Raw genomic sequence first — 25,442 nt, 5'->3', positions numbered from 1 at the left:
ATAAGCTGTCAGGCAAGGGGGAACTCAGAGGAAGATAAGTTTGCAGGAAAGGGTGACTGGAAATCACACCGCAGAGAAAAGTACCCGGAACGCCGGGTACCTTTCAATGTATCGCGCTTACGACTGGCGAGGGTCTGTTTCAGCAACCCAGGGATTTGTTTTCCGGCTGTCGCGGAACGCCAGAAGGCTTTCAATACCAGTGAAATCCACCAGATCGCGAAAATCGAGCCAGTCCACCAGACAATAAAGACACATTGCGGGATAGTTCCACTGCTCGAACTGCCCGTCTTCCACCTGGGCGGCCAGGGTGCGCATGGTGGTCATAATGCGCTCACGCTGCAAATCAAAAAGCATCACGCCCGCGGCATCTACATCCAACCCGGAACGTTTTGCCAGTAGCAGGATAACAGCTGAATCGTTAGCGCCGTCAATCAGGGTGAGCTGGTTTTGCTGATCCCAGGTGAGAGGATCCCGCCCCTGCTTGGCACTGATATAACGGGAGATAATCCGCGAGTCATAAATTTCCTGACCATCACTTTCAAGCACCGGTATTTTCAGCGCCGGATTGCTACGCCTGATTTCGTCTCGGTCTGCGCCGTAGATATCCAAATTGACGAATTCGTAACGCTCCTCGTCCAGAAGAATGCGGATACGCCGAACGTAGGGCGAGGTAGTTGATCCAATCAGCTTCATAAGCTCTCCGGTTATGTAACCCAGTAATACTCGGTGTCCGGCTGAAATGTACCACATCAAAGCCCCGGCGCAGAAAATAACCGGACTTTCACAACGAAAAAAGGCAGCCGAAGCTGCCTTTTTGGCGGTTACTACTCTATCCGAACGGGATTAGAGAGGAGTAACGTTCTCCGCCTGAGGACCTTTCTGGCCCTGGGTAACGGTGAACTCAACTTGCTGGCCTTCTGCCAGAGTTTTGAAACCGCTGCCCTGAATAGCGCTGTAATGAACAAAAACGTCCGGGCCGCCTTCACGAGTGATAAAGCCAAAGCCTTTTGCTTCGTTGAAGAACTTAACAGTACCGGTAGTAGTAGACATACTTAAACTTCCTGAAATCAATCATATTATCTGCTGCCATTCACTGAATGTGGCCGGTCAGCGTTTTACGGAAATACAGAACTCGCGGAATCAAAAACAGGACGGTCACTACTAACTGCGGAGTACGTCTTATTCATGAAATGCTTTGCTGAATCTTTCCTTCACAACTAACTCTACTCCTGAATAACGGGCTTGCCAAGTAGATTTGAAATAAATCCTGTAGGTAGTGGTACGAATCAGCCTCTAATCAGACTAAAGGTGTAAATACCCAGTGCTGTCATAAGAATTGAACCAATAACATGAACAAGGATGCCAGCTATTGCCATCGCCCATTTACCCTCCTGAATGGCTGAAAACATCTCCAGGGAAAACGTCGAAAACGTTGTCAGGGCACCACAGAGCCCGGTAATTGCAAACAACCGCCACTCAGGTGCCAGTGCACTGCCATGACTGAAGTAGCCAATCAGCAATCCAACAAGCCAACCCCCACCGAGGTTGGCCACGAGGGTTCCAAGAGGAATCACGTGGTAACTGGAGTTGAGCCACAACCCCAGAAACCAGCGCAGATTGGCGCCAACGACGGCACCTGTACTGACGGCAAGCAGCGATAACCACATGTTCAGCGGCTTTTTCGGTTACGCGGGATTATGGTCAATCACGGTTTCCTTGTTTCGCGCAAACTCATCGAACGGGAAGTCGTCCACACTGAGCATTTCCAGTACCACAGCCTCATAATTGCGCATGAACTCAGCCTCTTCGGCGGTATAGATACCGGCTCCCAAAGCCGCCTCAAAACGCTCTTCCGGGTGCAGGGCTGTCATAGGCAGCTCACCTTTCGCATAGGCCTTTGTCGCCTTCCGATAAAGCTGCTCTGCCTTGTCATAGTCCTTCAGCAATCCGTTATACGAGGCGACCGGATTGTGCACAGAACCCTCGCCTTCAGTCGTCCAGGTGCTGGCAAGCAGCTTGTGACGAATGGGCGTATCGGTCGAAATCAGTCGCGCAAGTTTGCGCGCCTGATCGTCATGAGGGTTACCCCAGCTCCGGCCGATTGGCAGGGTGACGGCTCGCAAAACCACCGCTACAGCACGATTAGGCAGATTCTGGAGCAAAGCGTCCAGGGCCTCTTCCGTGCGATGCAGCAACAAGCCAAGGCTGTACTGCATCACCTCTTTTTCACCTTCTACGGGCTGAGTTTCGTGCCAGTTTTTAAGCACCATGGAGGCCAGATACAAGTTCGACAACATATCGCCGAGGCGAGCAGATATCAGCTCACGCATTTTCAACTCGCTGCCAAGCGTCGTCATGGCCGCATCCGAGCACAGGCCGAAAGCTGCACTGAAACGCGCAATCGCCTGGGCGTATTTGCGGCTGGCGCTGTCAAAGGGTACGTCTGCACGGCCAAGACCAAGCGCCTGGGTGAAAGCACGGGCGGCATTGCCAAAAATCAGACCAGCGTGACCAAAGAAGGCATCGTCGAATGCGTGAATGTCGTCGTTATCTTTCGCAGCCAACTCTTTGAGCACGTATGGATGACAGCGAATGGCACCCTGACCGAATATCATCAGGCTGCGGGTCATGATGTTGGCACCTTCCACCGTAATCGATACAGCCGAGCCACTATAACCAATACCCAGATAGTTGCGAGGACCAAGGGTCACCGTTTTACCGCCGTGAACGTCCATGGCATCGGTGAGAATCTCACGCTGCATCTCGGTCAGGTGATACTTGAGGATCGCCGAAGGCACAGCAGGTTTTTCACCCTTGTCGATCATATTTGCAGTGTGGTTAACGGCCGACTGGGCAATATATGTTTTCGCCGCAATACGGGCCAGTGGATCCTGCACACCTTCCATGTCGGCTACCGGCGTATTGAACTGGCGGCGGATGCGAGTGAAACCACCCGCTGTGCCCACAGAGTAGGCAGCCGAGCCCGCCGCACCCGAAGGCAGCGTGATGCAGCGGCCGACCGAGAGGCACTCAACCAGCATGCGCCAACCCTGACCGGCCATTTCCAGACCGCCGATAATATAATCCAGCGGTATGAACACATCTTTACCAATAATCGGGCCGTTCAGGAAAGGGCTACCTATCGGGCAATGACGGCGGCCAATTTCCATGCCCTTGGTGTCACGAGGTATGAGCGCACAGGTAATACCATAGTCTTCGGTCTCACCCAGCAGGCCGTCCGGGTCGAACATGCGGAATGCCAGGCCAACCACGGTTGCGATAGGCGCAAGCGTAATCCAGCGTTTTTCAAAATCGAGTTTGATACCAAGAACTTCTTTGCCGTCTATTTCCCGCTTGCACACAATGCCGGTATCCGGGAGCGAGGTGGCATCCGAGCCAGCACGGGGGCCAGTAAGTCCAAAACAGGGTATTTCCCGACCATCGGCCAGGCGCGGCAAGTAGTGATCCTTTTGCTCATCAGTACCATATTTGAGCAGCAACTCACCGGGACCGAGGGAGTTGGGCACGCCTACTGAAACCATGAGCATTTCATTGGCTGCAATCTTCTGCAATACCGCAGTCTGAGCCTTGGCGGAGAAGCCCAGCCCACCATACTCTTTCGGGATAATCATCCCGAAGAACTTCTCTTTCTTGAGAAAATCCCAAAGCTCTTTGGGCAGATCGGCGCGTTCGACAGCGATATCCCAGGCATCACACATAGAGATGGCCTGGACGCACTGGTTATCCACGAAAGCCTGCTCTTCTTCATTCAGACCTGTATGACGGTTAATGAGCAGGTTGTGCCAGTCAGGCCTGCCGGTAAAAAGTTCACCGTCCCAACCCACAGTCCCCGCTTCAAGTGCGACCTTCTCGGTATCGGACACCTTGGGCGCAACCTTCTTGAACATGGCAAAAACGCGTGGCGTGAGCCAGTTCTGGCGTAGCCCCGGCAATCCTGCCGCCGCCGTAACGGCAGCGCCAATAAAGAGAATCAGGGCCAGCCATCCGGATGCAAAGATCATCGACAGCAAGCCGACCACGACCATCACACCAATAGCCGGCTTGGCGCCGGATTCACGCCGCATGACAATCAGCAAAGCTGCCAGCGCCACCAGAAACAGGATAAAAGTCATCATAAGCTCTCTATGTCATCCATGGTTTAAGACTACAAATACTTACGTTTACGGTATCTCATCAGATGATTACTGGCCAGCAGGCACAGCAGTGTCCAATGGTTAACCGTTTCACAGAATGCGCATTCTCAGGCCGTGACAATAACCCGGATACCCTCCAGTGCCAGGCTGGCGCGGCCGATTGCCTCACGGCCGGCATCCAGCTGCTTCCGGAAGTAGTCAATTTCATCTTCACGAATCGCCGGATTTACTTTTTTCAGGGCTTCCAGCCTGCGAATTTCCGGCTCAAAGTTTGCCTCCAACTGCTCCAATGCCTTCTGTTTCATAGGCTCGAGGTGCGGCTCAGACAGGCGCTCCACATGATCCACCATGGTTTCGACCTGCGGCCGGATCTGCGGGACAACCGCCTGGGCTGTGCGCCGGCGGATGTTTGAACAGAGATCGTTCAGGCGATCATGGGGCAGTGCTGCGGAAAGCTCTTTACCGTTCACATCGACCAACAACCGCAAAGGCGAAACCGGCAAATATCGAGTCAATTGTAGGGCTTCCGGGGCCGGGCAATGGACAGTAAATAGCGCCTCCATCAGCAGAGTGCCCGGCGGCAGGGCCTTGACCGACAAACTGGCCAGTGCCGCCTTACCTAACCCTGAGCTGGTTACCGAGTCCATCACGCCGGTTACCATCGGATGTTCCCAGCTCATGAACGCAATGTCCTCACGCTCCAGTGCGTGCTGTCGGTCCCAGGTAACGGTTATGCCGTCTTCCGGCAGCTCAGCTACATGACCGGCTTCATATTGCTCTCCGGGACGCAGGATGTCGGCATAGTCAGAGTGATCTTCTACCTCTACCCCAAGAATATCGAAAGCTTCCATCATGTAATCGCGTACCTGCACGGAGCCTTCTTCCTGTTCAATACCGGCGATCAGCGTATCGGCTATATCGCGACGACAGGAATTGAGCTCAATCAGCGCATCCCGGCCGTTCTGTAGCAGCGTTTTCAGACGGCTGGTTTCAGCTGCCGAGGTTTCAACAAGGCTATCGAGGACCGAATATTCACCTTCAACTGCAAGCTTCCACGCCTCACTGACTTTTTCCTGCACCGCTACGCCGACGGCACAGCTTTCAGAAAATGCATTCAGGCCCTCATGGAACCAGCGATACTGAACCTCCTGCGACGTGTTCTGAAGATAGGGAACATGAATATCGATTGTTTCAGTCTGGCCAATACGGTCAAGACGCCCGATGCGTTGCTCAAGCAAATCCGGGTTTGCGGGCAAATCAAACAGTACCAGATGATGAGCAAACTGGAAGTTCCGACCTTCACTGCCAATCTCAGAGCAGATCAGCGCCTGCGCGCCCTGTTCATCGTCGGCAAAATACGCTGCGGCGCGATCACGCTCCACAAGGCTCAGATGTTCATGGAAAGCCGCACTGCGAATACCGGCCCGCAGCTGCAGATAATGCTCCAGCGCCATCGCAGTTTCAGCCATGGCACAGATGACCACAACTTTAGCGGGGCGCAGACCCGCCAGCTTTTTCTCCAGCCAGACGACTCTGGGGTCATCTGCCAGCCATTGTTCTTCGGGTACAAGATGCTCCGGGGACAACCCCGGATAACCAAATTCCTGGCCCTGATACATGGCAGGGCACTCCAGTGGAACCGCATTAACACGGCGTTCAGGGAAGCCCTGTATTGCGGCACGGGTGTTTCGGAACAAAACCCGCCCTGTACCATGGCGGTCAAGTAGAGCATCGATGATAGCCTCTCGCGGCGAATCGCCTTCCAGCAAGTGCGCCAGCTCGTCACCCAACCAGGCTTCCAGATCCTTGCGATCAGCTTCATCGATATCCGATTTTTCGTCCTGCAAGCGCCGCACGACACTGTTAATCGCTTCGTACTGCTGCTCTTCCTGCTGAAATGCCCCCAAGTCGTGAAAACGTGCCGGATCTAGCAGGCGAAGCCGGGCAAAGTGGCTGGCAACACCTACCTGCTCTGGCGTTGCTGTCAGCAATAACAGGCCTTCACTGGCAGACGAAAGCTCTTCCACTATCTTGTATTCAGGGCTAACGCTTTCAGGGCTCCAGGCCAGGTGATGCGCCTCATCCACTATCATCAGGTCCCAACCTGCTGCCAGGGCGTCTTTGCTCGCCTTTTGACTGTTTACCAGGAAGTCGAGACTGCACAGCACCAGCTGCTCACTTTCGAAGGGATTGACGGAAGACCCGCCTCCAAAGATATGGTTAACCAAAGCATCGACATCATCTTCGCTTTCTTCGATAGCGTCGTAGCGACTTTGATCGATAATGGAAAAGCGCAGATTAAAGCGCCGCAGCATTTCCACAAGCCATTGATGAATCAGCGAATCAGGCACCACAATCAAGGCTCGCCGGGCCCGGCCAGTCTGCAACTGATAATGCAGAATAAGGCCCGCTTCAATGGTTTTACCCAATCCAACTTCATCCGCCAGAAGTACTCGTGGCGCGTGACGCTTCGCTACTTCGTGTGCAATATAGATTTGGTGCTGTAAGTGCTGTGTGCGGGCACCTATCAGGCCTCGGGCAGGTGAAGCCCGCAACCGATCCATGTGTTGCAACGTCGCAAACCGCAGACGAAAAGCGCCATTTCGATCAAATTGGCCGGCGAACAGACGTTGATGAGGGGCTGAAAAATTGACAGAACCAGCGAGCTTTACCTCGGAAACCTGTTCCATGCCTGCTTCAGACCGCTCGTCTTCAGCTGCGCTGCCATCATCCGCAAATCTGTCCGCGTGGTACAGCAATACGCCACCGACATCCTCCACTGCGCGAACCAGAAATCTTGAGCCATCGAAAGTCTCAATTTCTTCGCCTATCTGATAGACAATGCGAGACAGCGGCGCATTATCGATGGCGTAAGTACGCTCTTCGTCAGCAGCAGGAAACCCCAGGGTCACCCGACGACCAGAAATCTCTGTGACAATGCCCAGCCCCAGCGCCGTATCACTGTGACTTACCCAACGCTGTCCAATAACAAATTCCGATGCGTCCAAAAAGCCTCCCGACTCATTAATTTCGTGTTGCGCCGTTTTCGCGTACCCAATAGGCAGTCGCACCGCAAACGGCAGCGGGGACCACGATAAGATTCAGAACCGGCACCATGGCTCCCAACGCCACCGGCAATCCGAAACCCATCGCAGACAAACGGGTTTCGGCAAGTAACTGGCGTAGCGATTTGAAACTTACTTTGTGATTGTCTGCGGGGTAATCAACATATTGCAGCGCCATCATCCAACTGTTAAACAGAAACCACAGCACAGCCGCAACCAGGTTGACCACCGGGATCAAACCGATAATAAACAACCCGATGGCCCGCGGCAGGTAATAGCCGATTTTCTGCACTTCGCGCCAGAGTGACCGGGGAATATCTTTCATGATCTCGGCCCAGCCACCATCAGTGCTGACCTCCTGCCCGGTGAGGTGCTTTTCAGTCAACTCCGCCAGGTAACCATAAAACGGGGAACCAATCAGGTTGGCTACGATCACAAAACCGTAAGCGAGCATCAGCAGGATTACTGCTCCGTATAAAATCCAGAACAGCCAGTCCAGCGCCTGCAGCCAGGCCCAATCGGGCAGCCAAGCCATTGCTGCAACAATCAAAGCACTAAAGAGCTCACCCAGAAAATAGAACAGCAGCCCGAAAAGCAGGACGTTAATCACAAGCGGAATCATAACAAACAGGCGCAGGCCGGGCTGGCGTATGAGGCTGAAGCCCTCACCCAGATAGCCCAGTCCACGAAAAAAATTACCTCTGAGCATCGCTGATTAGCCCTCGACTTCAATGACAGTGACGGGGCGCAAAGCATATCATGTTGAAAACCTTCACACAGCCAGAGAACTCTGACGGATTTCACCAATGGCAACACTGAGACACCAACTGATAATCCTGCTGAACTTCCGGCCGCTGTGGCGATTTGCTCTGCTGCTATCAGTCATCGCGATTGGCTTTCTGGCAACCACAAGCAACAGCTATCCAATTCCCTCGGCGCCCAGTGACAAAGTGAATCACCTGATCGCTTTCTTTGAGCTCACAATTGTTACGCGACTGGCATGGCCGGAGCTTCGTGCTATCTGGTACGCACCGGTGTTACTGGCTTTCGGGCTAGCCATTGAAGGCGTACAAGCCAACCTGCCCTACAGAGACTTCTCAATGGCAGATGTCGCTGCCGACGGTGTGGGAATAGTGATCGGGCTGCTTCCCTGGCCAGGCCTACGCAAAGCTGACAAAAGGGACTTGAGAGATTCACCCAAATCCGTGTGAGATATCTCGCACACTCGTGTAAGAGCATGCCACGTGTTTGCGTACGCAACCAGTCTTACCCTTACCTGACAATTTGGTAACCCTATGATATGTAAAGCCTGAGATTTCTGAGACAGGAAGGCGGACAACATGAACGTGCAAAACTCACAGGTTTCCCTGCCACCAGTTGGTATAGTGATCTCGTCAAGGATGACAGGGAAAGGATGATGCACTGGATGCACCCCGGCACGGATTGTTGGGAGAAGCAGGGAAACAGGGACACCAGGCTTAAGGGATAACTATTCGGACCGCTGGCTCGGAAGCCGGCACCACGGAGTGGCACAAGGACTCGCAACACGGCTGTTGCACTCAGCGCATGGATGCGCCGACCTCTTTCGGTAAAGGGTATCCTCATGGTTGCCCTTTTTTTATGCTTCAATATCCCTAAAAGCTCGGTTCGGAAAAGCAGGAAATCGTCACATCCGTTATACTGCTGCCTCACTCTGGCAAGCGATCGAGCCTTGAAATGGCAAGCAGACCCGATACCGACAACTTCTTGTCCCTGTTCCTGAACAATACACCGCTGATGGATGTACGGGCGCCTGTCGAGTTCGCCAGGGGAAGCTTCCCGACTGCTGCAAATGCGCCACTGATGAGTGACGAAGAGCGGCACCGGATAGGCATCTGTTACAAGGAAAAAGGTCAGGCCGAAGCCATCCGACTGGGACACCAACTGGTTTCAGGTGATATCAAGGCCCAGCGTATTGAAGCCTGGAAGCGGTTTATCGCGCGCCACCCCGACGGCTACCTTTTTTGCTTTCGCGGCGGCTTACGTTCCAGGCTCACCCAGCAGTGGATCCGGGAAGCGGGCATTGACTTCCCCCTCATCAAAGGCGGTTACAAAGCACTACGCCGTTTCCTGATAGACAGCCTTGAGAACCTTGTTGAGTCCAGCGATTTCAGAGTGATCAGTGGGCGCACAGGCACAGGAAAAACCCGCGTTTTGCAACGGCTTCCAAACCCGGTGGACCTCGAAGGGTTGGCCAATCACCGGGGTTCCAGCTTCGGCCGGCAAGTTACACCCCAGCCATCACAGATTGATTTTGAAAACCGCCTCGCGGTGGCCGTGCTGAAAGCGCGCCACTTAAAAGAAGGATCGGTTTATCTGGAAGATGAGAGCCGCCTGGTTGGCCGCTGCGCTATGCCGGAGGCCCTGAAAGAGCGTATAAATCGTGCTCCCCTGCTTATTCTCGAAAGGTCGCTGGAAGACCGTACCCGCATTATCCGGGAAGACTACGTGGAGGCCATGTCGGCCGATTACGTGAGCCGCGATGGCGAAGAAGCCGGTTGGCTCAATTTTCGCGACTACCTTCTGGGTGCGCTCGACCGCATAAGCAAGCGCCTCGGTGGCGAGCGCCATGCCCGGCTGCGCAGTGTTATGGAACAGGCCCTGGCACAACAGGAAAGCCGTGGCTATGTTCACGGCCACGACGACTGGATTCAGCCTCTCCTTCAAGACTATTACGACCCGATGTATGACTATCAGCTCAGCCAGAAACGGGGGCAGGTACTTGTCCGTGGCGGCGCAGATGCAATCATCGAGTGGGCTAACTCTGATGTACCCCGACCGTAATGTTTGGTATATAGAACCTGTAATACCTCTGACCCCATCCGGGGTTATATTAATGACGAATGTTAAAAAAACAGAATCGACAAGGAACCCCCTAATATGGAAGATCTACTAAGCTCTGACGGGCGCGCTGCTGAATACATGGACCAGGCTATCGCGCTGGTCATGACCTATGCTCCAAAAGTTTTGCTGGCTATTGTCACGCTGATTATCGGCATGTGGCTGATCAATCGCTTTGTAAAAATGCTGGACTCGAGACTTGGTAAAAAAGACCCTACGCTGAACAAGTTTTTATGTGGACTTCTCAGCGCCATTCTGAAAATCCTGCTACTTGTCTCTGTTGCATCCATGGTCGGCATTGCGACCACCTCCTTCGTTGCTATTATCGGTGCCGCAGGTCTGGCTGTTGGTCTGGCATTGCAAGGCAGCCTTGGCAACTTTGCCGGCGGAGTACTGATCCTGCTCTTCAAGCCGTTTAAAGTAGGGGATGTGATCGAAGCTCAGGGCTTCCTGGGCTCTGTGCGTGAAATCAGCATTCTTTACACGATTGTCGACACCTTTGATAACCGCCGCGTCGTTATCCCCAACGGCCAGCTGTCAAACTCCAGCCTGACCAACATGAGCGTCTATGACACTCGTCGCTGCGATATGTCTTTTGGCATCGGCTACGGCGATGATATCGACAAAGCCAAATCCATCGTCATGCGACTGATCTCTGAAGACGAGCGCGCTTTGAAAGATCCGGCTCCCATCGTGGTTGTTGGCAGCCTGGGCGATAGCTCAGTAAATCTGACTGTACGTGCCTGGACCAAGGCCGGCGACTTGTGGCCGTTCAACTGGGATATGCAGGAACGCGTGAAAAAGGCGTTTGACGCGGAAGGTATCTCTATTCCCTTCCCCCAACGCGACGTACACATGTACAAAACCGAGTGAATTAGTAATCCGTATCTCTTAGATACAACCCGTTACTCGCAAACTGCACAACCTCAGCTAAGCTGACCATTAATGACGGGGCCAAATGGCCCCGTCAGGCCATCGCCGGAACAGAGTGAGGTCTTTATCACCGCTCCGGATCGCTGTCATTGCTGGTAGGAGGCTGTCTCTATGCCGATACAGCAGTTGAAAGAGTTTCTTGATGAGGCAAATGTTGAATACATGTGCCTCACTCACCCTCCCGCGTTCACCGCTCAGGAACTTGCTCGCCACGTGAAAATTGCGGGTGACAAGGTCGTTAAAACCGTCATTATCGAACTCGATGGGAAGATGGCCATGCTGGTCATGCCGGCAACCTTCCGTGTTCGGTGGAAAAGTCTTTCCCGCATTCTAGACACGGACTTCGTCGATCTTGCCGATGAACAGACGTTTCAGGATCGCTTTCCAGACTGCGAAGTCGGCGCCATGCCACCGTTCGGCAACCTGTTCGGTATGACCGTATACTGCGCCGAGTCCCTGACAGAACAGCCTGAACTTGCCTTCGCCGCCGGGAGTCATACTGAAACCCTGCATATGAAAACCCGGGATTTCCTCAACCTGGTTCAGCCCATGGTGCTCAACCGGGGCTTCATCAAGCCCGGCGCCCAAAAACCGGCTTGGCTGCGGAAAGGCCGTCACCAGCCAGGGGAAGCGTCAGAGCATCAGGTGTCTGGCATGGCGGGTTGATGGCGCTTTTTATCGGGTACATTATTTTGGCAATCAAATGCTGAATTCGAGAAAGAGCGGCCAACCGCGATTGGGCACGGAGTAAAATGAAAGGTATAAGAAATCCGGGTTTATTTACCCTCGCATTAGTGTGTGGCTATGCTTATGTGGTAAGTATCGCCTTCAAGCCGTATGACTTTAGTTATCTGCTTAAGGTGACGCCGGTTTTACTGTTGGCATTAATCGCATTCCTGCAAAAAGGCAGTAAGTTAAGCAACAGACAAACGTATGTTTTTATCCTGGCCATGCTGGCTTCGGCTAGTGGTGACGTATTTTTGGACCTTGACCGCAACTTATATTTGAAGCAGGCACTTGGATCCTTTTTAATCACCCAACTTGCCTACCTCTATTTATTTCTTCCTATGCGCGATCTAACCACTGGCCGTCGCTGGTTGATGCCACCGTTGGCGGTAATAGTCGTTTTTTTGCTTTACCTGATATCGCATACCGCTGGGGCACTGCTTGTCCCAGTGGTGGTTTATTGTTTGGTTTTACTGGCTATGGCTTTCAGTGCCCTGCTGGTAAAGAACAACCTGTGGATCAACATTGGCGGCATGGCTTTTTTTATCGCAGATGCCCTAATTGGCGTGAACCGATTCATTATAAGCTTTGAGTATTCGACAACGGTGATTGTCACTATTTATATTTCTGCTCAGTTGATGATTGCTTGGGGCCTATTGTTTCATCGAGGCAGAGAATCCGCCCGCTCGCTTGTCTGATCTTTGCCATCGCGTAAACTGTTGGCATCAGACAGGAACCCGATATGACTCAAGCTTTTGATATTGTGATTGTCGGTGCCGGCATGGTCGGCGCCGCACTTGCCACCGGCCTCGGGCGAGAGGGCTTCAGTGTTGCGATGGTTGATCGCGCACCTGCACCCGACTTCAACCCTGACTCGCCCCCCGATATCCGCGTCTCGGCCCTCAGCGCAGGCAGCGAACGCTACCTGCAAAGCCTTGGGGCCTGGGATCATATTCTCAGGATGCGCGCAACGCCCTATCGACGGCTCGCAGTGTGGGATGAAACCCGACACCCTTTGAGCAACCTGCTACCACGAACCTCCAACCAGCTGGAGTTCGATGCGGCCGGATTGAACGCCTCTCACCTTGGCCATATTGTCGAAAATTCAGTGACCCAGCAGGGCCTTTGGCAGGCGGCGGAGGCCGAGCCCTCGGTCACCATACTGGCCGGCAATGGCGTCACCAGCATTAACCAGGCAGGCGAGCAGGCCCTGGTCAGGCTTGAGAACGATGAGCAGTTAACCACGACGCTGGTTATTGGCGCAGACGGTGCACAATCCCGGGTTAGGGATATGGCGGGCATAGGGATTACAAGAAACCAGTACAGCCAGCAGGCCATGGTCATTTCCGTGCGCTATCAGGGGCCGGTAGAAGATATTACCTGGCAAGGGTTTTACCCTTCTGGTCCAAGAGCCTTTTTGCCGCTATGCAGTGCAGGCCCGGATTACCCCGGGGAAAGCAGAGCTTCGCTGGTTTGGTACGATGCACCGGAGGAAATTGCCCGCCTGAAAAGCCTGAGCAATGAAGCTCTGATGGCGGAAATACAACGGGGGTTTCCAACAGAACTGCCGCAGCTTACCCATATTGAAGGCCGCGCCAGTTTCCCTATCGCCCGGCAGCACGCGAAACACTACTCCGCAGGTCGCATTGTCCTTGTGGGAGACGCCGCACACACCATCAACCCCTTGGCAGGACAGGGTGTAAATCTCGGCTTTCAGGATACCCAGTGCCTGCAAAGCCTTCTTAAAGAGGCAAGGAGGGCAGGCAAAGATCTGGCCGAAGCCTCGGTCCTTGCCAGCTATGAACAACATCGACGACCGGCGAACCGGCGCATGATGTTTGCCATGGACGCATTTTATCATCTGTTCAGCAATCGAATTCCACCGATTCACCTGCTCAGGAACATAGGCCTGGGCACCGCACGCGCCCTGCCATTTGCCCGCAATCAAGTGGCACGCTATGCCATGGGAATCGACGATGAACTACCAGCAGTCATCAGGCAGCTAATAGCCCGGCTGCCTGGCCTGAACCAGCTCTAAGTATCTTTACAGCGATAGATTGAGAGCAAAAATAAAGAGCAACGCTAAATAGAAGGAAACCAGGATGTCCGAAACTCTTTTTACCAAAATCATCAATCGCGAAATCCCGGCAGATATCGTTTATGAAGACGACATCAGCCTGGCTTTTCGCGATATCAATCCGCAGGCACCAGTGCACTTGCTGATCATTCCGAAAAAGCTGATCCCGACCATTAACGACATCGAAGAAATGGACCGCGAGCTTGTCGGCCACCTCTACTGGGTAGCCGCCAAACTCGCTAAAGAGATGGGCTTTGCCGACAACGGCTATCGCACCGTGATGAACTGCGGTGAAAACTCTGGCCAGACCGTGTTCCACATCCACCTTCACCTGCTGGCCGGCAAGCCACTAGGCTGGCCGCCGTATACAGACAAAATGAAGCAGGGCTGAGGTAGTCCTGCTCATAGGTAATGTGGGGACACCAACTTAGCTCCCCACAATCCTCTCCGCCTCATCCATCGGTGTGTGGCGGACATCTTCACCTTTAACCATGAAGATCACGTTCTCTGAAATGTTGCAGGCGTGGTCGCCTACCCGCTCCAAGGCCCGCAGCACCCACATCACCGACATACATCGTGTGATATTGCGCGTGTCTTCCATCATGAACGTCAGCAGGGCCCTGGCTGCAGATTGATACTCTTCATCCACTCGCTTGTCTTCTTTCATCACTCGCAGAGCCTGTTCAGAATCCAGCCTCGCAAATGCGTCCAGCGAATCGTGAATCATACCCATCACGTGGGTACCGATGTTGCGCACTTCCGCATAGCCCTGCGGCGTCCGTCCTTCTTCGGAGAGCTTTATTGCAAACCGGGCAATTTTCTTGGCCTCATCGCCTACCCGCTCCAGATCCGCAACCATCCGGATTACCGAAATTACCAGCCTCAGATCCCTTGCTGTGGGCTGGCGACGGGCGATAATAAGCATCGCCTCCTCATCGATATCCATCTCCATCCGGTCCACCAGCTTATCCTTGGCACGAACCTCTTCCGCAATCTGGCTATCACCTTCCATCAACGCCTGCAAGGCGCTTTCAACCTGGCTCTCCACCATACCGCCCATCTTGAGGAAACGGGTTTTCAGGGCGAGAAGCTCATCATTGAATCTGTTGGAGATGTGATCTCCGTAAACCTCATCCGTATTCGGAACCATAATAGATGTCTCCCTTGTTCTATTTATGCGGATCAGCCAAAACGACCAGAAATGTAGGATTCCGTAAGCTCATGCTCCGGTGTTGTAAATACTTTGCTGGTCTCGTTTACCTCAACCAGATGACCCAGGTGAAAATAGGCTGTGCGATTTGAAACGCGGGCGGCCTGTTGCATCGAGTGGGTAACGATCACAATGGTATAGCTCTCAGACAGCTCGGCAATCAGTTCTTCGACCTTCGCAGTGGCAATGGGATCCAGCGCCGAACAAGGCTCATCCATCAGCACAACTTCCGGGCTGACAGCGATGGTTCTTGCAATGCACAGACGCTGCTGCTGGCCGCCTGACATACCGGTGGCCATGGCATCAAGTCGATCCTTGACTTCATTCCATAGCCCCGCTTTGCGCAGACTGCTTTCCACAATATCATCCAGCTCCGACTTACGATTAGCCAGGCCATGTATGCGCGGGCCATAAGCAACGTTGTCATAAATTGACTTGGGAAACGGGTTGGGCTTCTGGAACACCATCCCCACGCGAGCTCGCAGCTCAACCACATCCCGCTTGGCGTCGTATATATCCTGGCCATCCAACATCAGCTGCCCTTTGACCCGGCAAATATCAATACTGTCGTTCATCCGGTTCAGACAGCGCAGGAACGTAGATTTCCCGCACCCGGATGGCCCGATAAACGCGACCACCTCATTACGAGCGATATCCAGACTGATCTTTTTGATAGCCGGACTGTCTCCGTAGAGCACTTCCACATCACGCAACTTGAACTTCGGGTCATCCGCGAAGGGCTTCCCAACCGTCACGCCTTCTTCCAGCACCGTATCTTCCGGCTTTTCATCGACTACCGGCATAACCTTTTCCTCTGGCGCCTGGGCTTCAGACGCTATCGTCGAACTCATGGAACTCATAGTATTCATAACTATTCTCCTTACCACCGGCGCTCAAGACGTTTACGGAGCCAAATGGCCAATGCATTCATAGTCATCAGGAAAGCCAACAAAACCATAATCGCAGCTGAGGCACGCTCAATGAACGCGAGCTCCGGGCTGCCGGCCCACAAAAACACCTGTACGGGCAAAACAGTTGCGGCATCAAAAAATCCTTCCGGTATTTCAACAATAAACGCCACCATGCCAATCAACAACAATGGCGCTGTTTCGCCCAAGGCCTGGGCCATACCAATGATCGAGCCAGTCAACATCCCCGGCAACGCCAACGGCAGCACATGGTGCAGTACCACCTGCATCTTGGAGGCCCCGATGCCTTCGGCAGCTTCACGCACCGAAGGCGGTACACTCTTGATAGCTGCACGGCTGGAAATGATGATAGTTGGCAGGGTCATTAAGGTCAGTACCAAGCCACCTACCACCGGCACCGAACGCGGCATGCCGAACAGGTTGATGAAGATCGCAAGGCCCAGCAAACCGAAAATGATAGACGGTACCGCGGCCAGGTTATTAATGTTCACCTCAATGAAATCCGTCAGCTTGTTCCTCGGGGCGAATTCTTCCAGGTAGATAGCGGCAGCTACACCAATGGGGAACGCCAGTACCAGAGTAATGATCATCGTCAGCAAAGAGCCAACGATCGCCCCCAGAACACCCGCCTTGGCAGGATCCCTTGAATCACCGCTGGTGAAAAACACATCGTTGAAGCTGGTCTCTACAAGCTCGCGCGCTCTGAGGTCATCCACCCAGGCCTGTTGCTGGTCCGTTAGCTTGATCGAGTATGCTGCATCGCCTTTGTGCTTCACATACACATCAACGTTACTGTGCGCCAGGAAAGACATGGTTCGTGTTGTCCCCATCCATTCCGGGTTTTCAATCAGGGCGTCCCGAAGCTCACTGGAGGCGTACGGGTTGATCAACCGGCGCAGGGCATCCTGATCATCTTCGGTCGCACCTGGCAGGGCCCTGTCCACAGCAGCGACCAGTGGCGCAACGAAGTCCGCCATGCGAACCTGTTTCGGATCTGTAGGGTCATCCAGATACATCAGATCCGGATCCATGGTCACTTCCAGGGTGATCGTCGTTTTCAGGAATCCGGTGTACCCCTTGCCTATAATGTCGGTAAACAGGGTAACCAGTGCCGTGAGGGCTATTGCAATAGCCACGATTCCATAAGCCCGGAAACGGCGTTCTTTGCGATATCTGCCTTTGAGGGACCGGCGAACCAGTTCCGCTTGTGAAGTATGATCAGTCATATTGTTCCCGGTATTTTCGAACAATTTTCAAAGCAATAACGTTGAGCAACAGGGTAGAGATAAACAACATCGCACCCAGTGCAAACGCAGCCAGAGTCTTGGCACTGTCAAACTCCTGATCACCAACCAGCAGAGTGACAATCTGTACCGTCACGGTGGTTACCGTTTCCAGAGGATTGGCAGTGAGGTTAGCCGCCAGGCCAGCAGCCATTACTACAATCATGGTTTCGCCAATGGCCCTGGATACTGCCAGCAACAAGCCACCCATAATGCCCGGCAATGCTGCAGGAAATATTACCTTTTTCATGGTCTCAGACTGGGTCGCGCCCAGAGCAAGCGAGCCATCACGAAGGGTCTGGGGCACAGCGTTAATAACATCATCTGAAAGCGAGGATACAAACGGGATGATCATGATACCCATGACCAATCCTGCTGCGAGTGCACTCTGCGAAGAGGCTTCCACACCAATTGCACTGGCCAGATCACTGATAAACGGTGCGACTGTCAGAGCTGCAAAAAAGCCGTACACGACGGTCGGAATACCTGCCAGCATTTCCAGCAGGGGCTTGACGATGCTGCGCACACTTTTGTTCGCGTATTCAGATAGGTAAATTGCCGATAGCAAACCAACAGGCGCTGCGATCAACATCGCAATAAACGAAATCAACAAAGTCCCGGTGAACAGCGGGATCATACCGAAGGCTCCCTCCGAGCCCACCTGATCGGTTCTCAGGGCCAGCTGGGGGCTCCAGGATGTGCCAAAGAAGAACTCAAAGAATGGCACTTGCTCGAAAAACCGAATGGTTTCAAACACCACCGAAAAAACAATACCTACCGTTGTCAGAACTGCAACGCCGGCACAGGCAAAAAAGAACCAGCGCAAAACGGCTTCGACTTGCTCACGCGCATTCAGTAATGGGCGAATCCGCACCCAACCCAAAAATCCCGCCAGCAGCGCAACAGCGAGAACAAGGCCCGTCATGTAGATCTTGCTCTGTACCTGAAGTGCCCGCAGTAACTCGGCCGCCTTGGCTACCGGCTCCTCCACAAAGTCAGGTGGTAAGGAGCCATTGGCAACATTGCCAATTTTACTCATCAGAAGGCTGGCTTCACCTGCCGTATCCGGAATCATGGTATCAGGCAGGGTACCGACCACGATTGACTGGATCATCCTGCCTTCAAACGCTGCCCACAAGCCAAGGATAACGAGCGCAGGTACTCCGCACCAGATGGCTGCACGAACGCCATAATACCCGGGCAGTGATTTCAGGTGACGCACACCACCGAGCGGCATAGCCAGTGTGCGGGAGCGCGCGTAGCCCAGCACATAGGCGACTGCGGCCAGTAGCATCGTCAATAAAAGCAGGTTTAACGGTTGCATGAGAATTCCTGTCTTCAACTACACAGAAGGGTGCAGGCTCCTGTACGCCTGCACCCTGCATTAACCGAAATGTTCCGGTTTATTTCAGCTCATTCAGAGTCAGGTTAGGCATATTTTCTACCTTGTCCTGAAGCTCCATCAAAGCTTCGCGAGTCGGTACAATAAGACCCACATCTTTCAGGTAACCGTTCGAGCCCATGGCACGGGGGCTGACGAACTCGGAAGCGTACTCAACGATACCAGGAACCACGCCCACGTGAGCCTTCTTCACATAGAAGAACATAGAGCGTGCAACCGGGTACTTGTCTTCCGCGATGTTTTCCTGAGTAGGCTCAACACCGTTGAGGGAAGCAGCCTGCAGACGGTCACCGTTTTCTTCCAGGAAGCTGTAACCGAAAACGCCATACATATCCTTGTCACCGATGAGCTTCTGAACGATCAGGTTGTCATTCTCACCAGCTTCAATAAAGGCTCCATCTTCACGAATGCTCTGGCAGATAGCTTTATGCTCATCCTTGCTCAGGCTAGCCGCTTCAGGAAGTTCATCACAACCACCTTCCAGCGCCAGTTCGTTGAATGAGTCACGGGTGCCGGAAGTCGGAGGCGGCCCCATTACACGGATTGGCTTGTTCGGCAGACTGGAATCAACGTCGCTCCAGGTTTTATTCGGGTTAGCTACCCACTTGCCATTCTGGGGAACTTTCTCGCCCAGGGCCAGGAACAGCTGCTCCAGGGTCAGATCCATGTGATCTGCTTCTTTGGAGCTTGCAATCACGATGCCGTCAGAACCGATACGGAACTCAACAATGTCTTTCACACCGTTGCTCTGGCAAAGCTCAAACTCAGACGCCTTCATCCGACGGGAAGCGTTGGTAATATCAGGATTCTGAGTACCTATGCCCTGACAAAAGATCTTCATACCACCACCAGAACCAGTAGATTCCATTTTCGGTGTGGAGAAATCCGTATTAGAGCCAAAACGCTCAGCCACAACAGTAGCGAACGGGTAAACCGTGGAGGATCCCACGATGCTGATAGTGTCACGAGCCATTGCCGGTGCAGACATGGCGGCGACAGCGCCAGCCAGCGCAACTGTTGCGAATGCTTTGTTCAGTTTCATCACGTCGAGTCTCCGTTATCAGGTTTGGACGTTGTGTCGGATGTGCTTTACCGATGAGTGCATACTAGGGGCCCTTTGTGACGACTTTGTTACACCTTCTGAAATATTGTACAGATGCCGTAAATAAGCTTGCAGCGGCGTGCTGGGTCGCTAACATGCTAGGAAAATAATTCCAGAGTTCAATAAAAGGCCGGTTCCATGACTGCGTATGACGACGACAAACCCAAACCCCGTGGTGATCTGACCCTCCAGATTATCCCGCTGCCACAGGATACAAACGCCAACGGTGATGTATTCGCCGGCTGGTTGGTCAAACAAATGGACATAGCTGCCGCTACGGTGGCCGGGCGCATTTCGTTGGGCCGCAACGCCACTGTGGCCATGGACGGTATGGAGTTTCTCTCCCCTCTGCGGGTCGGGTCCCAGGTCGGCTGTTATTGCGAGCTGGTAGACATCGGCCGCAGCTCCATGAAAATCAATGTAGAAGTGTGGACCCTTGACCGCAGCGCCCGAAGCCCCCGTAAGGTTACCGAAGGCCGGTTTGTCTACGTTGCCATTGATGAACAAGGCCGCATACGGGAAGTACCCCAGCAACCTTGAGCAGACAAGCGATTGAGCTATGCCTCGACAACAGAGATAAAAAGCATGTTACGCAGACCGTTAATAGCTCTGTCACTAGGTTTCAGTCTGGCCACCTCGCCCGCGCTCGCCGACATTGGCATAGCGCCTTTCGTTGGCTACCGCATGGGTAGCTCAATCGATATTGAATCTTCCAGCACCAGCACGGATGACCAGGTCAGGTTTAAAGACGGTGAAAGCCAGGGACTGACCCTGAACTTTGATCTGCCAGACCCGGGCACGCAGGGGGAGTTATATTTCGGTCGACAGGCGACCACGGCAAAGCTTGATAACGGCTTTTTCGCACCAGGCACACAGGCCATCGACATGACGGTCTACCAACTGCAGTTCGGCGGCCTCTACTTCCCGGGAGGGAAAAGCTACGGCGGCTTTGCTTCGGGAGTGCTGGGGGTGACCCGGATGGAACCAGACGATTCGGCGTTCGACACCCACCACCGCGCCGCCCTCTCGTTGGGTGGGGGCTATCAGTTTTTCATCAATGAACAACTGCGTCTGCGGCTGGATCTTCGCGGCATCTATACCGCCCTTGATTCCGGGGGTTCGGTTTTCTGTTCCGGCGGCTGTGAACTCAAATACCGTAGCAGCGGCTATCTGCAGATTGAAGCAGGTGCAGGTCTGGTGCTGCGCTTCTGAGCCACTCCCTGCTATCAGGCCAGGGCTTCATGCCTTTGGGGCAGCAGCAATGACAGCAAAGCAGCCATGGCCACAAGCCCTGCTGAAATCCAAAGGCAGGCTTCCAGGCCGTAACTCTGATAAACCCAACCGGACAAGATGGTTCCCAGAAGCCGACCCGCCGCATTGGACATATAGTAGAAGCCCACATCCAACGACACGCCATCGCCCCGGGCATAGCTGACAATCAGATAACTGTGCAGGGAGGAATTGATGGCAAACAGCACCCCGAACAATAGCAAGCCACCAATAACCACGACCTGCGGCGACCAACCCAGCATCAGACCAGTGGCAATAGCAGCGGGAATCAGCGCCAGGACAGCGGCCCAGAGCACGGCAGGCTGCTTACTGTCCAAATTACCGGTAATCCGGGGCGCGACCGTCTGGATAAAGCCATAACCAATGACCCAGGTCGCCATAAAGCCCCCCACCTTCCAGAAATCCCAGCCAAAGACTGTATGCAGATAGACCGGCAGAGCCACCACAAACCAGACATCCCGAGCACCGAACAGAAACATCCTGGCAGCAGACAGCACGTTGATCGCCCTGCTTTTTGACAGAATCTCACTGAACCTGGGTTTGGCTTTGCTCTTACCCAGCTCTTGCTTGAGCAAGAATAGACTGGCCAGCCACACCAGCCCAAGCGCCGCCGCCATGATAATCACCGCGCCGGTGAAACCGGCCGACATCAGCAATACGCCGCCCAGAAAAAAGCCCACCCCTTTGAGGGTATTCTTGGAGCCGGTCAGAATAGCTACCCACTTGTACAGGGTGCCTTGCTGTTCATCAGGAACCAGCAATTTAATTCCGCTTTTGGCAGACATCTTGTTCAGGTCTTTGGCGATTCCCGATAAAGCCTGTGCGGCCATCACCCAGGGCACGGTCAGCATGGCCGCCGGCACAGCCAGCATGGCCAAGGCCGCGATCTGCAAAAACAGCCCGATATTCATGGTGCGGTTCAGCCCCATGCGGGCCCCCAGATAGCCTCCCACCAGGTTAGTCACGACCCCGAAAAACTCATAAAAGATGAACAGCAGCGCGATTTCCAGAGGCGAATAGCCCAGCTGATGGAAATGCAGCACCACCAGCATACGCAGGGCGCCATCGGTCAGAGTGAAAGCCCAATAGTTGCCGGTAATCACCAGGTACTGACGGATGGCAGCGCTCATATCAGGCAGCCCCTACCTTGCGCACCAACTCTACGGTGCGGTTGGCGTAACCCCATTCGTTGTCGTACCAGGCGTAGATCTTTACCTGAGTTCCGTTGACAACCAGCGTAGACAAGGCATCGACAATGGATGATCGCGGATCTGTCTTGTAATCTATGGAAACCAGAGGGCGCTCTTCATAACCCAGAATATCCTTCAGTTCGCCCTCGGCGGCTTCTTTCAGCAACCGGTTTACGGTGTCACGATCTGTTGGCATTTCCACTTCAAACACACAATCGGTCAACGAGGCATTGGTGAGCGGTATCCGCACGGCATGGCCATCCAAGCGCCCTTTCAGCTCCGGAAAAATCTCAATAATCGCGGTAGCAGAACCGGTGCTGGTGGGAATCAGCGAACTGCCGCAGGCTCTGGCCCGGCGCAAGTCCTTGTGAGGCGCGTCGAGAATTGTCTGAGTATTGGTCAGACTATGAATAGTAGTTATAGAACCGTGTTTGATGCCTAGCTTCTCGTGAATAACTTTAACCACAGGGGCCAGGCAATTGGTGGTGCACGAGGCTGCGGTAAGGATGCGATCCTGAGCCGGGTCGAAAATATGCTCATTCACGCCCAGAACAATGTTTTTAGCCCCAACTTCCTTGACCGGCGCAGTGGCTACCACGCGCTTCACGCCCTGATCCAGGTATGCCTGCAGCACCGCTACCTTCTTGTTGACCCCGCTGGCTTCAATCACCACGTCGCAGCCAGACCAGTCAGTGTCGCCGATGGCCTTGTTATGGGTAACCGTGATGCGCTTGCCGTCGATCAGCATCTCATCGCCACTGGCTGAAGCCTCGCGACTCCAGGCGCCGTGAACACTGTCGAAGTTCAGCAGATGTGCCAGGGTGTGAGTATCTGCCCCTGGATCGTTAATGGCTACAAATTCCAGCTCCGGCCAGCCCCAGGCTGCCCTCAATGCCAGGCGGCCAATGCGGCCAAATCCGTTAATGCCTACTTTGATCTTGTTCATGGCAGACTCCTCAAATAGGTTCGTAATCCGTGTATCCGGTTTTTGATCAGGGGCACTGCACCGCCGGGCGCTCAGACATAGCCTGCAATTGCACCAGGGGTGTTTCGATCAATGCACTATTATTGCGGGCGGTTTCATCCACAACCCGTGATATCCAGGCGGGTAGCCGGGGATTAAGGTAATAGTAGACCCACTGGCCACGACGCTCCGTTTCGACAAGGCCGGCATCGCGAAGAATCGCCAAATGGCGACTGACTTTTGGCTGCGACAGCCCAAAGGCCTCGGTCAATTCGCACACGCACAGCCTGGTCTGATCCCGGATCAGTAACAGGGCAGCCAGCCGCAACTCGTCGCCCAGAGCCTTGAATATGGTCACAGGGTTATAATCTTCAGGTCTCAGTGCTGTCCCTTTTTGATGCACCAGAGTGAACAGCCCTATCCGCTCTTTAAGCTCCTTCAGGGTCAGGGCAAATGTTGCACGGCGGTTACTGAGGGCAGGGTCCGGAAAATCCCAGGCAATCTGCTGCGCCCCTTCTCTAAAAGCCACACAATCAGTGGCTGCTTTATCACAGAGGGTGATCACGTAGTCCCAAGGCTCGTTCCGGAAGTGCGCGAGTGATTTGCTGTGCAACTCCTCGGTAGAAATCCCGGCTTCCGCCAACACTCTCAGAGCCAAAAGGTTTGGCTCCTTAGGCTGAGTGCCGGCACTGGCCACCTCGAACTGGTCCCCCGCCATATGCCGCAACAGCGCCTCGGCCATCAGTGAACGGGCGCTGTTTGCGGTGCAGATAAACAGAACTCTTCTTTTCATATAATTTTCCGCATATTCGGATTGCCATATATACGTTTTTTGCGATAATAGATTCTGAAAGTTACAAAGTAAAGACACTAACCCAAGAACCGGAACTTATTATGACGGACAGGCTTCTGACGATTTACCGGAGCAACCAGCGCGAAGGCAACCTTCTGTTCTTCATGATTATTGCGTTCCTGGCTATTTATTTCATACCCGCTGGCACCGCACGTTTCGACAACGCCGTCCTTGAGGCTATCCGGTTGACCAACTGGTACGCCCGCGAACACGTTATCCTGTGCCTGCTACCTGCGTTCCTGATAGCCGGTGCCATGGCGGTGTACATCAGCCAGGGTTCGGTGATGCGGTACCTGGGCCCCACCGCTCCCAAGCCCGTCGCTTTCACTGTCGCATCCGTATCAGGCACATTGTTGGCAGTTTGCTCTTGCACCGTGCTGCCGCTGTTTGGCGGCATCTACCGACGCGGTGCGGGTCTGGGAGCTGCAGTGGCCTTTCTCTATTCCGGCCCCGCCATCAATATTATGGCCATCGTGGTAACCGCCAAGGTACTGGGTGCTGAAATCGGCATTGCGCGGGCCGCAGGCGCCATTGCCTTCGCGGTGGTGATCGGCGCCATCATGCATCTGATTTATCGCAAGGAAGAAGCCCAAAGGTCCGTTAGCAATGCAAGGGGTTTTGGTGGTGACAGCGCGGAAAAACCCGCCGGCATCATTGCCCTGTTCTTTGCCCTGATGGTCGGCATTCTGGTATTTGCCAACTGGGCAGCGGCTGACAGCGACACCTGGATGGCCATTCACGCACTGAAATGGCCAATCACCGCCGCACTGGCGGCAGCCCTGGGTGGTTTGCTGATCTGGCGCTGGAACTGGCCCGCAAGCCAACTACTCATCCTGGCCGTTGTTGTTGCTGCCTTCGCAGCATTGGCCCCCGGCATACCAGAGTTGCCGTTCGTGATTGGTATGGGCGGGTTGATGCTGATTGCCACCCTGCGGGAAGATGACCAGGAGTGGCCCGTGCAGACCTGGGATTTTGCCAAACAGATCCTGCCATTACTGCTGGCTGGCGTATTCGTTGCGGGCTTTGCGCTGGGCAGGCCTGGCCATGAGGGCATGATTCCGTCTGAATGGGTGGCGCTCGCAGTTGGCGACAACTCACTGTTATCCACCATACTGGCCTCAGTACTGGGCGCCCTGATGTATTTTTCCACCCTGACCGAGGTGCCCATCGTCGAAGCGCTGATGGGCTCCGGTATGGGCAAAGGGCCAGCCCTGGCACTATTGTTGGCTGGCCCCGCTCTTTCACTACCTAACATGCTGGTCATCCGCACCATCCTGGGCACACAGAAAACACTGGTTTACTGTGCCCTGGTTGTGGTCATGGCCACCATCACCGGCTTTGCTTATGGTAACTGGTGGGTGTCCGCCTGATACCCTTACTGATT

At 54.0% G+C, this 25,442-nt stretch carries 24 protein-coding genes; 10 read left to right on the top strand and 14 right to left on the bottom strand.

Going from position 1 to position 25,442, the window contains the following annotated elements:
* Window positions 1-117: 117 nt before the first annotated feature.
* From Q4606_RS01175 to cysZ, 6 genes are all read right to left on the bottom strand, one after another.
* Complete coding sequence (locus Q4606_RS01175) at window positions 118-693, bottom strand: glutathione S-transferase N-terminal domain-containing protein (RefSeq protein ID WP_303594722.1); 576 nt, start codon at window positions 691-693, stop codon at window positions 118-120.
* Window positions 694-843: 150 nt separating this feature from the next.
* Window positions 844-1,050: a cold-shock protein gene (locus tag Q4606_RS01170; protein WP_071265711.1), complete on the bottom strand. Its 207-nt coding sequence runs from the start codon at window positions 1,048-1,050 to the stop codon at window positions 844-846.
* A gap of 236 nt (window positions 1,051-1,286) precedes the next feature.
* Window positions 1,287-1,667 (bottom strand): fluoride efflux transporter CrcB, encoded by a 381-nt coding sequence (gene crcB / locus Q4606_RS01165; RefSeq protein ID WP_303594726.1) that lies wholly within the window; start codon window positions 1,665-1,667, stop codon window positions 1,287-1,289.
* 18 nt (window positions 1,668-1,685) lie between these two features.
* Window positions 1,686-4,136 (bottom strand): acyl-CoA dehydrogenase, encoded by a 2,451-nt coding sequence (locus Q4606_RS01160; RefSeq protein ID WP_303606419.1) that lies wholly within the window; start codon window positions 4,134-4,136, stop codon window positions 1,686-1,688.
* Between the two features lie 125 nt (window positions 4,137-4,261).
* Complete coding sequence (gene rapA, locus Q4606_RS01155) at window positions 4,262-7,162, bottom strand: RNA polymerase-associated protein RapA (protein ID WP_303606418.1); 2,901 nt, start codon at window positions 7,160-7,162, stop codon at window positions 4,262-4,264.
* Between the two features lie 16 nt (window positions 7,163-7,178).
* Window positions 7,179-7,928: a sulfate transporter CysZ gene (gene cysZ / locus Q4606_RS01150; RefSeq protein ID WP_303606417.1), complete on the bottom strand. Its 750-nt coding sequence runs from the start codon at window positions 7,926-7,928 to the stop codon at window positions 7,179-7,181.
* A 97-nt stretch (window positions 7,929-8,025) separates the two neighbouring features.
* Here cysZ and Q4606_RS01145 point away from each other — a divergent pair, with 97 nt between their 5' ends.
* The 7 genes from Q4606_RS01145 to Q4606_RS01115 all read left to right on the top strand — a co-directional run bounded on the left by Q4606_RS01145 (window position 8,026) and on the right by Q4606_RS01115 (window position 14,226).
* Window positions 8,026-8,430 carry a VanZ family protein gene (locus Q4606_RS01145; protein ID WP_303594733.1) on the top strand — a complete coding sequence of 135 codons (405 nt, stop codon included), beginning with the start codon at window positions 8,026-8,028 and terminating at the stop codon, window positions 8,428-8,430.
* 505 nt (window positions 8,431-8,935) lie between these two features.
* The gene (gene mnmH / locus Q4606_RS01140) at window positions 8,936-10,042 is read left to right on the top strand and encodes a tRNA 2-selenouridine(34) synthase MnmH (protein ID WP_303606416.1); all 1,107 of its coding nucleotides are present in this window, start codon (window positions 8,936-8,938) and stop codon (window positions 10,040-10,042) included.
* Between the two features lie 96 nt (window positions 10,043-10,138).
* Window positions 10,139-10,972, top strand: a complete 834-nt coding sequence (locus Q4606_RS01135; RefSeq protein WP_303594737.1) for a mechanosensitive ion channel family protein — start codon at window positions 10,139-10,141, stop codon at window positions 10,970-10,972.
* Between the two features lie 171 nt (window positions 10,973-11,143).
* Window positions 11,144-11,698, top strand: a complete 555-nt coding sequence (locus Q4606_RS01130; protein WP_303594739.1) for an aminoacyl-tRNA deacylase — start codon at window positions 11,144-11,146, stop codon at window positions 11,696-11,698.
* An 86-nt stretch (window positions 11,699-11,784) separates the two neighbouring features.
* The gene (locus Q4606_RS01125; protein ID WP_303606415.1) at window positions 11,785-12,456 is read left to right on the top strand and encodes a lysoplasmalogenase; all 672 of its coding nucleotides are present in this window, start codon (window positions 11,785-11,787) and stop codon (window positions 12,454-12,456) included.
* Window positions 12,457-12,500: 44 nt separating this feature from the next.
* Window positions 12,501-13,796, top strand: a complete 1,296-nt coding sequence (locus Q4606_RS01120; protein WP_303606414.1) for an FAD-dependent monooxygenase — start codon at window positions 12,501-12,503, stop codon at window positions 13,794-13,796.
* Window positions 13,797-13,860: 64 nt separating this feature from the next.
* Window positions 13,861-14,226 carry a histidine triad nucleotide-binding protein gene (locus Q4606_RS01115; protein ID WP_303594744.1) on the top strand — a complete coding sequence of 122 codons (366 nt, stop codon included), beginning with the start codon at window positions 13,861-13,863 and terminating at the stop codon, window positions 14,224-14,226.
* 36 nt (window positions 14,227-14,262) lie between these two features.
* On the opposite strand, the gene phoU is transcribed toward Q4606_RS01115, so the two are convergent.
* The 5 genes from phoU to Q4606_RS01090 all read right to left on the bottom strand — a co-directional run bounded on the left by phoU (window position 14,263) and on the right by Q4606_RS01090 (window position 19,704).
* Window positions 14,263-14,985, bottom strand: coding sequence for a phosphate signaling complex protein PhoU (gene phoU, locus Q4606_RS01110; RefSeq protein ID WP_303594746.1), 723 nt, complete (start codon window positions 14,983-14,985; stop codon window positions 14,263-14,265).
* A 32-nt stretch (window positions 14,986-15,017) separates the two neighbouring features.
* Complete coding sequence (gene pstB / locus Q4606_RS01105; RefSeq protein ID WP_303595464.1) at window positions 15,018-15,905, bottom strand: phosphate ABC transporter ATP-binding protein PstB; 888 nt, start codon at window positions 15,903-15,905, stop codon at window positions 15,018-15,020.
* Window positions 15,906-15,925: 20 nt separating this feature from the next.
* Entirely contained in the window at window positions 15,926-17,200 is a 1,275-nt protein-coding gene (gene pstA, locus Q4606_RS01100) for a phosphate ABC transporter permease PstA (RefSeq protein WP_303606413.1), read from the bottom strand.
* Entirely contained in the window at window positions 17,193-18,581 is a 1,389-nt protein-coding gene (gene pstC, locus Q4606_RS01095; protein ID WP_303606412.1) for a phosphate ABC transporter permease subunit PstC, read from the bottom strand. The genes pstA and pstC overlap by 8 nt, the downstream gene beginning before the upstream one ends.
* Window positions 18,582-18,660: 79 nt before the next feature.
* On the bottom strand, window positions 18,661-19,704 hold the full coding sequence (locus tag Q4606_RS01090; protein ID WP_303606411.1) for a substrate-binding domain-containing protein: 1,044 nt from the start codon (window positions 19,702-19,704) through the stop codon (window positions 18,661-18,663).
* Window positions 19,705-19,899: 195 nt separating this feature from the next.
* Here Q4606_RS01090 and Q4606_RS01085 point away from each other — a divergent pair, with 195 nt between their 5' ends.
* Window positions 19,900-20,301, top strand: coding sequence for an acyl-CoA thioesterase (locus Q4606_RS01085; RefSeq protein ID WP_303594753.1), 402 nt, complete (start codon window positions 19,900-19,902; stop codon window positions 20,299-20,301).
* Between the two features lie 45 nt (window positions 20,302-20,346).
* Entirely contained in the window at window positions 20,347-20,973 is a 627-nt protein-coding gene (locus Q4606_RS01080; protein WP_303594755.1) for a hypothetical protein, read from the top strand.
* A gap of 14 nt (window positions 20,974-20,987) precedes the next feature.
* Here Q4606_RS01080 and arsJ read toward each other — a convergent pair whose 3' ends face one another.
* From arsJ to Q4606_RS01065, 3 genes are read right to left on the bottom strand one after another with little or no spacing between them, the layout of a single operon-like run.
* Window positions 20,988-22,181 (bottom strand): organoarsenical effux MFS transporter ArsJ, encoded by a 1,194-nt coding sequence (gene arsJ, locus Q4606_RS01075; RefSeq protein ID WP_303594757.1) that lies wholly within the window; start codon window positions 22,179-22,181, stop codon window positions 20,988-20,990.
* A 1-nt stretch (window position 22,182) separates the two neighbouring features.
* The gene (locus Q4606_RS01070) at window positions 22,183-23,187 is read right to left on the bottom strand and encodes an ArsJ-associated glyceraldehyde-3-phosphate dehydrogenase (RefSeq protein WP_303606410.1); all 1,005 of its coding nucleotides are present in this window, start codon (window positions 23,185-23,187) and stop codon (window positions 22,183-22,185) included.
* Window positions 23,188-23,233: 46 nt separating this feature from the next.
* Window positions 23,234-23,998 (bottom strand): metalloregulator ArsR/SmtB family transcription factor, encoded by a 765-nt coding sequence (locus tag Q4606_RS01065; protein WP_303606409.1) that lies wholly within the window; start codon window positions 23,996-23,998, stop codon window positions 23,234-23,236.
* A 101-nt stretch (window positions 23,999-24,099) separates the two neighbouring features.
* On the opposite strand from Q4606_RS01065, the gene Q4606_RS01060 reads away from it, so the two are divergent.
* Entirely contained in the window at window positions 24,100-25,428 is a 1,329-nt protein-coding gene (locus tag Q4606_RS01060; protein WP_303606408.1) for a permease, read from the top strand.
* Window positions 25,429-25,442 lie beyond the last annotated feature (14 nt).

It is taken from the genome of Marinobacter sp. 1_MG-2023, from assembly GCF_030549045.1.
Taxonomy (GTDB): domain Bacteria; phylum Pseudomonadota; class Gammaproteobacteria; order Pseudomonadales; family Oleiphilaceae; genus Marinobacter.
The sequence above is the reverse complement of the archived record's forward strand: the minus strand, read 5'-3'. Positions and strand labels throughout refer to the sequence as shown.

Coding starts and splice junctions, on each gene's coding strand:
- Q4606_RS01175 (WP_303594722.1), bottom strand. CDS start 693: ATGAAGCTGATTGGATCAACTACCTCGCCCTACGTTCGGCGTATCCGC.
- Q4606_RS01170 (WP_071265711.1), bottom strand. CDS start 1,050: ATGTCTACTACTACCGGTACTGTTAAGTTCTTCAACGAAGCAAAAGGC.
- crcB (WP_303594726.1), bottom strand. CDS start 1,667: ATGTGGTTATCGCTGCTTGCCGTCAGTACAGGTGCCGTCGTTGGCGCC.
- Q4606_RS01160 (WP_303606419.1), bottom strand. CDS start 4,136: ATGATGACTTTTATCCTGTTTCTGGTGGCGCTGGCAGCTTTGCTGATT.
- cysZ (WP_303606417.1), bottom strand. CDS start 7,928: ATGCTCAGAGGTAATTTTTTTCGTGGACTGGGCTATCTGGGTGAGGGC.
- Q4606_RS01145 (WP_303594733.1), top strand. CDS start 8,026: ATGGCAACACTGAGACACCAACTGATAATCCTGCTGAACTTCCGGCCG.
- mnmH (WP_303606416.1), top strand. CDS start 8,936: ATGGCAAGCAGACCCGATACCGACAACTTCTTGTCCCTGTTCCTGAAC.
- Q4606_RS01135 (WP_303594737.1), top strand. CDS start 10,139: ATGGAAGATCTACTAAGCTCTGACGGGCGCGCTGCTGAATACATGGAC.
- Q4606_RS01130 (WP_303594739.1), top strand. CDS start 11,144: ATGCCGATACAGCAGTTGAAAGAGTTTCTTGATGAGGCAAATGTTGAA.
- Q4606_RS01125 (WP_303606415.1), top strand. CDS start 11,785: ATGAAAGGTATAAGAAATCCGGGTTTATTTACCCTCGCATTAGTGTGT.
- Q4606_RS01120 (WP_303606414.1), top strand. CDS start 12,501: ATGACTCAAGCTTTTGATATTGTGATTGTCGGTGCCGGCATGGTCGGC.
- Q4606_RS01115 (WP_303594744.1), top strand. CDS start 13,861: ATGTCCGAAACTCTTTTTACCAAAATCATCAATCGCGAAATCCCGGCA.
- phoU (WP_303594746.1), bottom strand. CDS start 14,985: ATGGTTCCGAATACGGATGAGGTTTACGGAGATCACATCTCCAACAGA.
- pstB (WP_303595464.1), bottom strand. CDS start 15,905: ATGAGTTCCATGAGTTCGACGATAGCGTCTGAAGCCCAGGCGCCAGAG.
- pstA (WP_303606413.1), bottom strand. CDS start 17,200: ATGACTGATCATACTTCACAAGCGGAACTGGTTCGCCGGTCCCTCAAA.
- pstC (WP_303606412.1), bottom strand. CDS start 18,581: ATGCAACCGTTAAACCTGCTTTTATTGACGATGCTACTGGCCGCAGTC.
- Q4606_RS01085 (WP_303594753.1), top strand. CDS start 19,900: ATGACTGCGTATGACGACGACAAACCCAAACCCCGTGGTGATCTGACC.
- Q4606_RS01080 (WP_303594755.1), top strand. CDS start 20,347: ATGTTACGCAGACCGTTAATAGCTCTGTCACTAGGTTTCAGTCTGGCC.
- arsJ (WP_303594757.1), bottom strand. CDS start 22,181: ATGAGCGCTGCCATCCGTCAGTACCTGGTGATTACCGGCAACTATTGG.
- Q4606_RS01070 (WP_303606410.1), bottom strand. CDS start 23,187: ATGAACAAGATCAAAGTAGGCATTAACGGATTTGGCCGCATTGGCCGC.
- Q4606_RS01065 (WP_303606409.1), bottom strand. CDS start 23,998: ATGAAAAGAAGAGTTCTGTTTATCTGCACCGCAAACAGCGCCCGTTCA.
- Q4606_RS01060 (WP_303606408.1), top strand. CDS start 24,100: ATGACGGACAGGCTTCTGACGATTTACCGGAGCAACCAGCGCGAAGGC.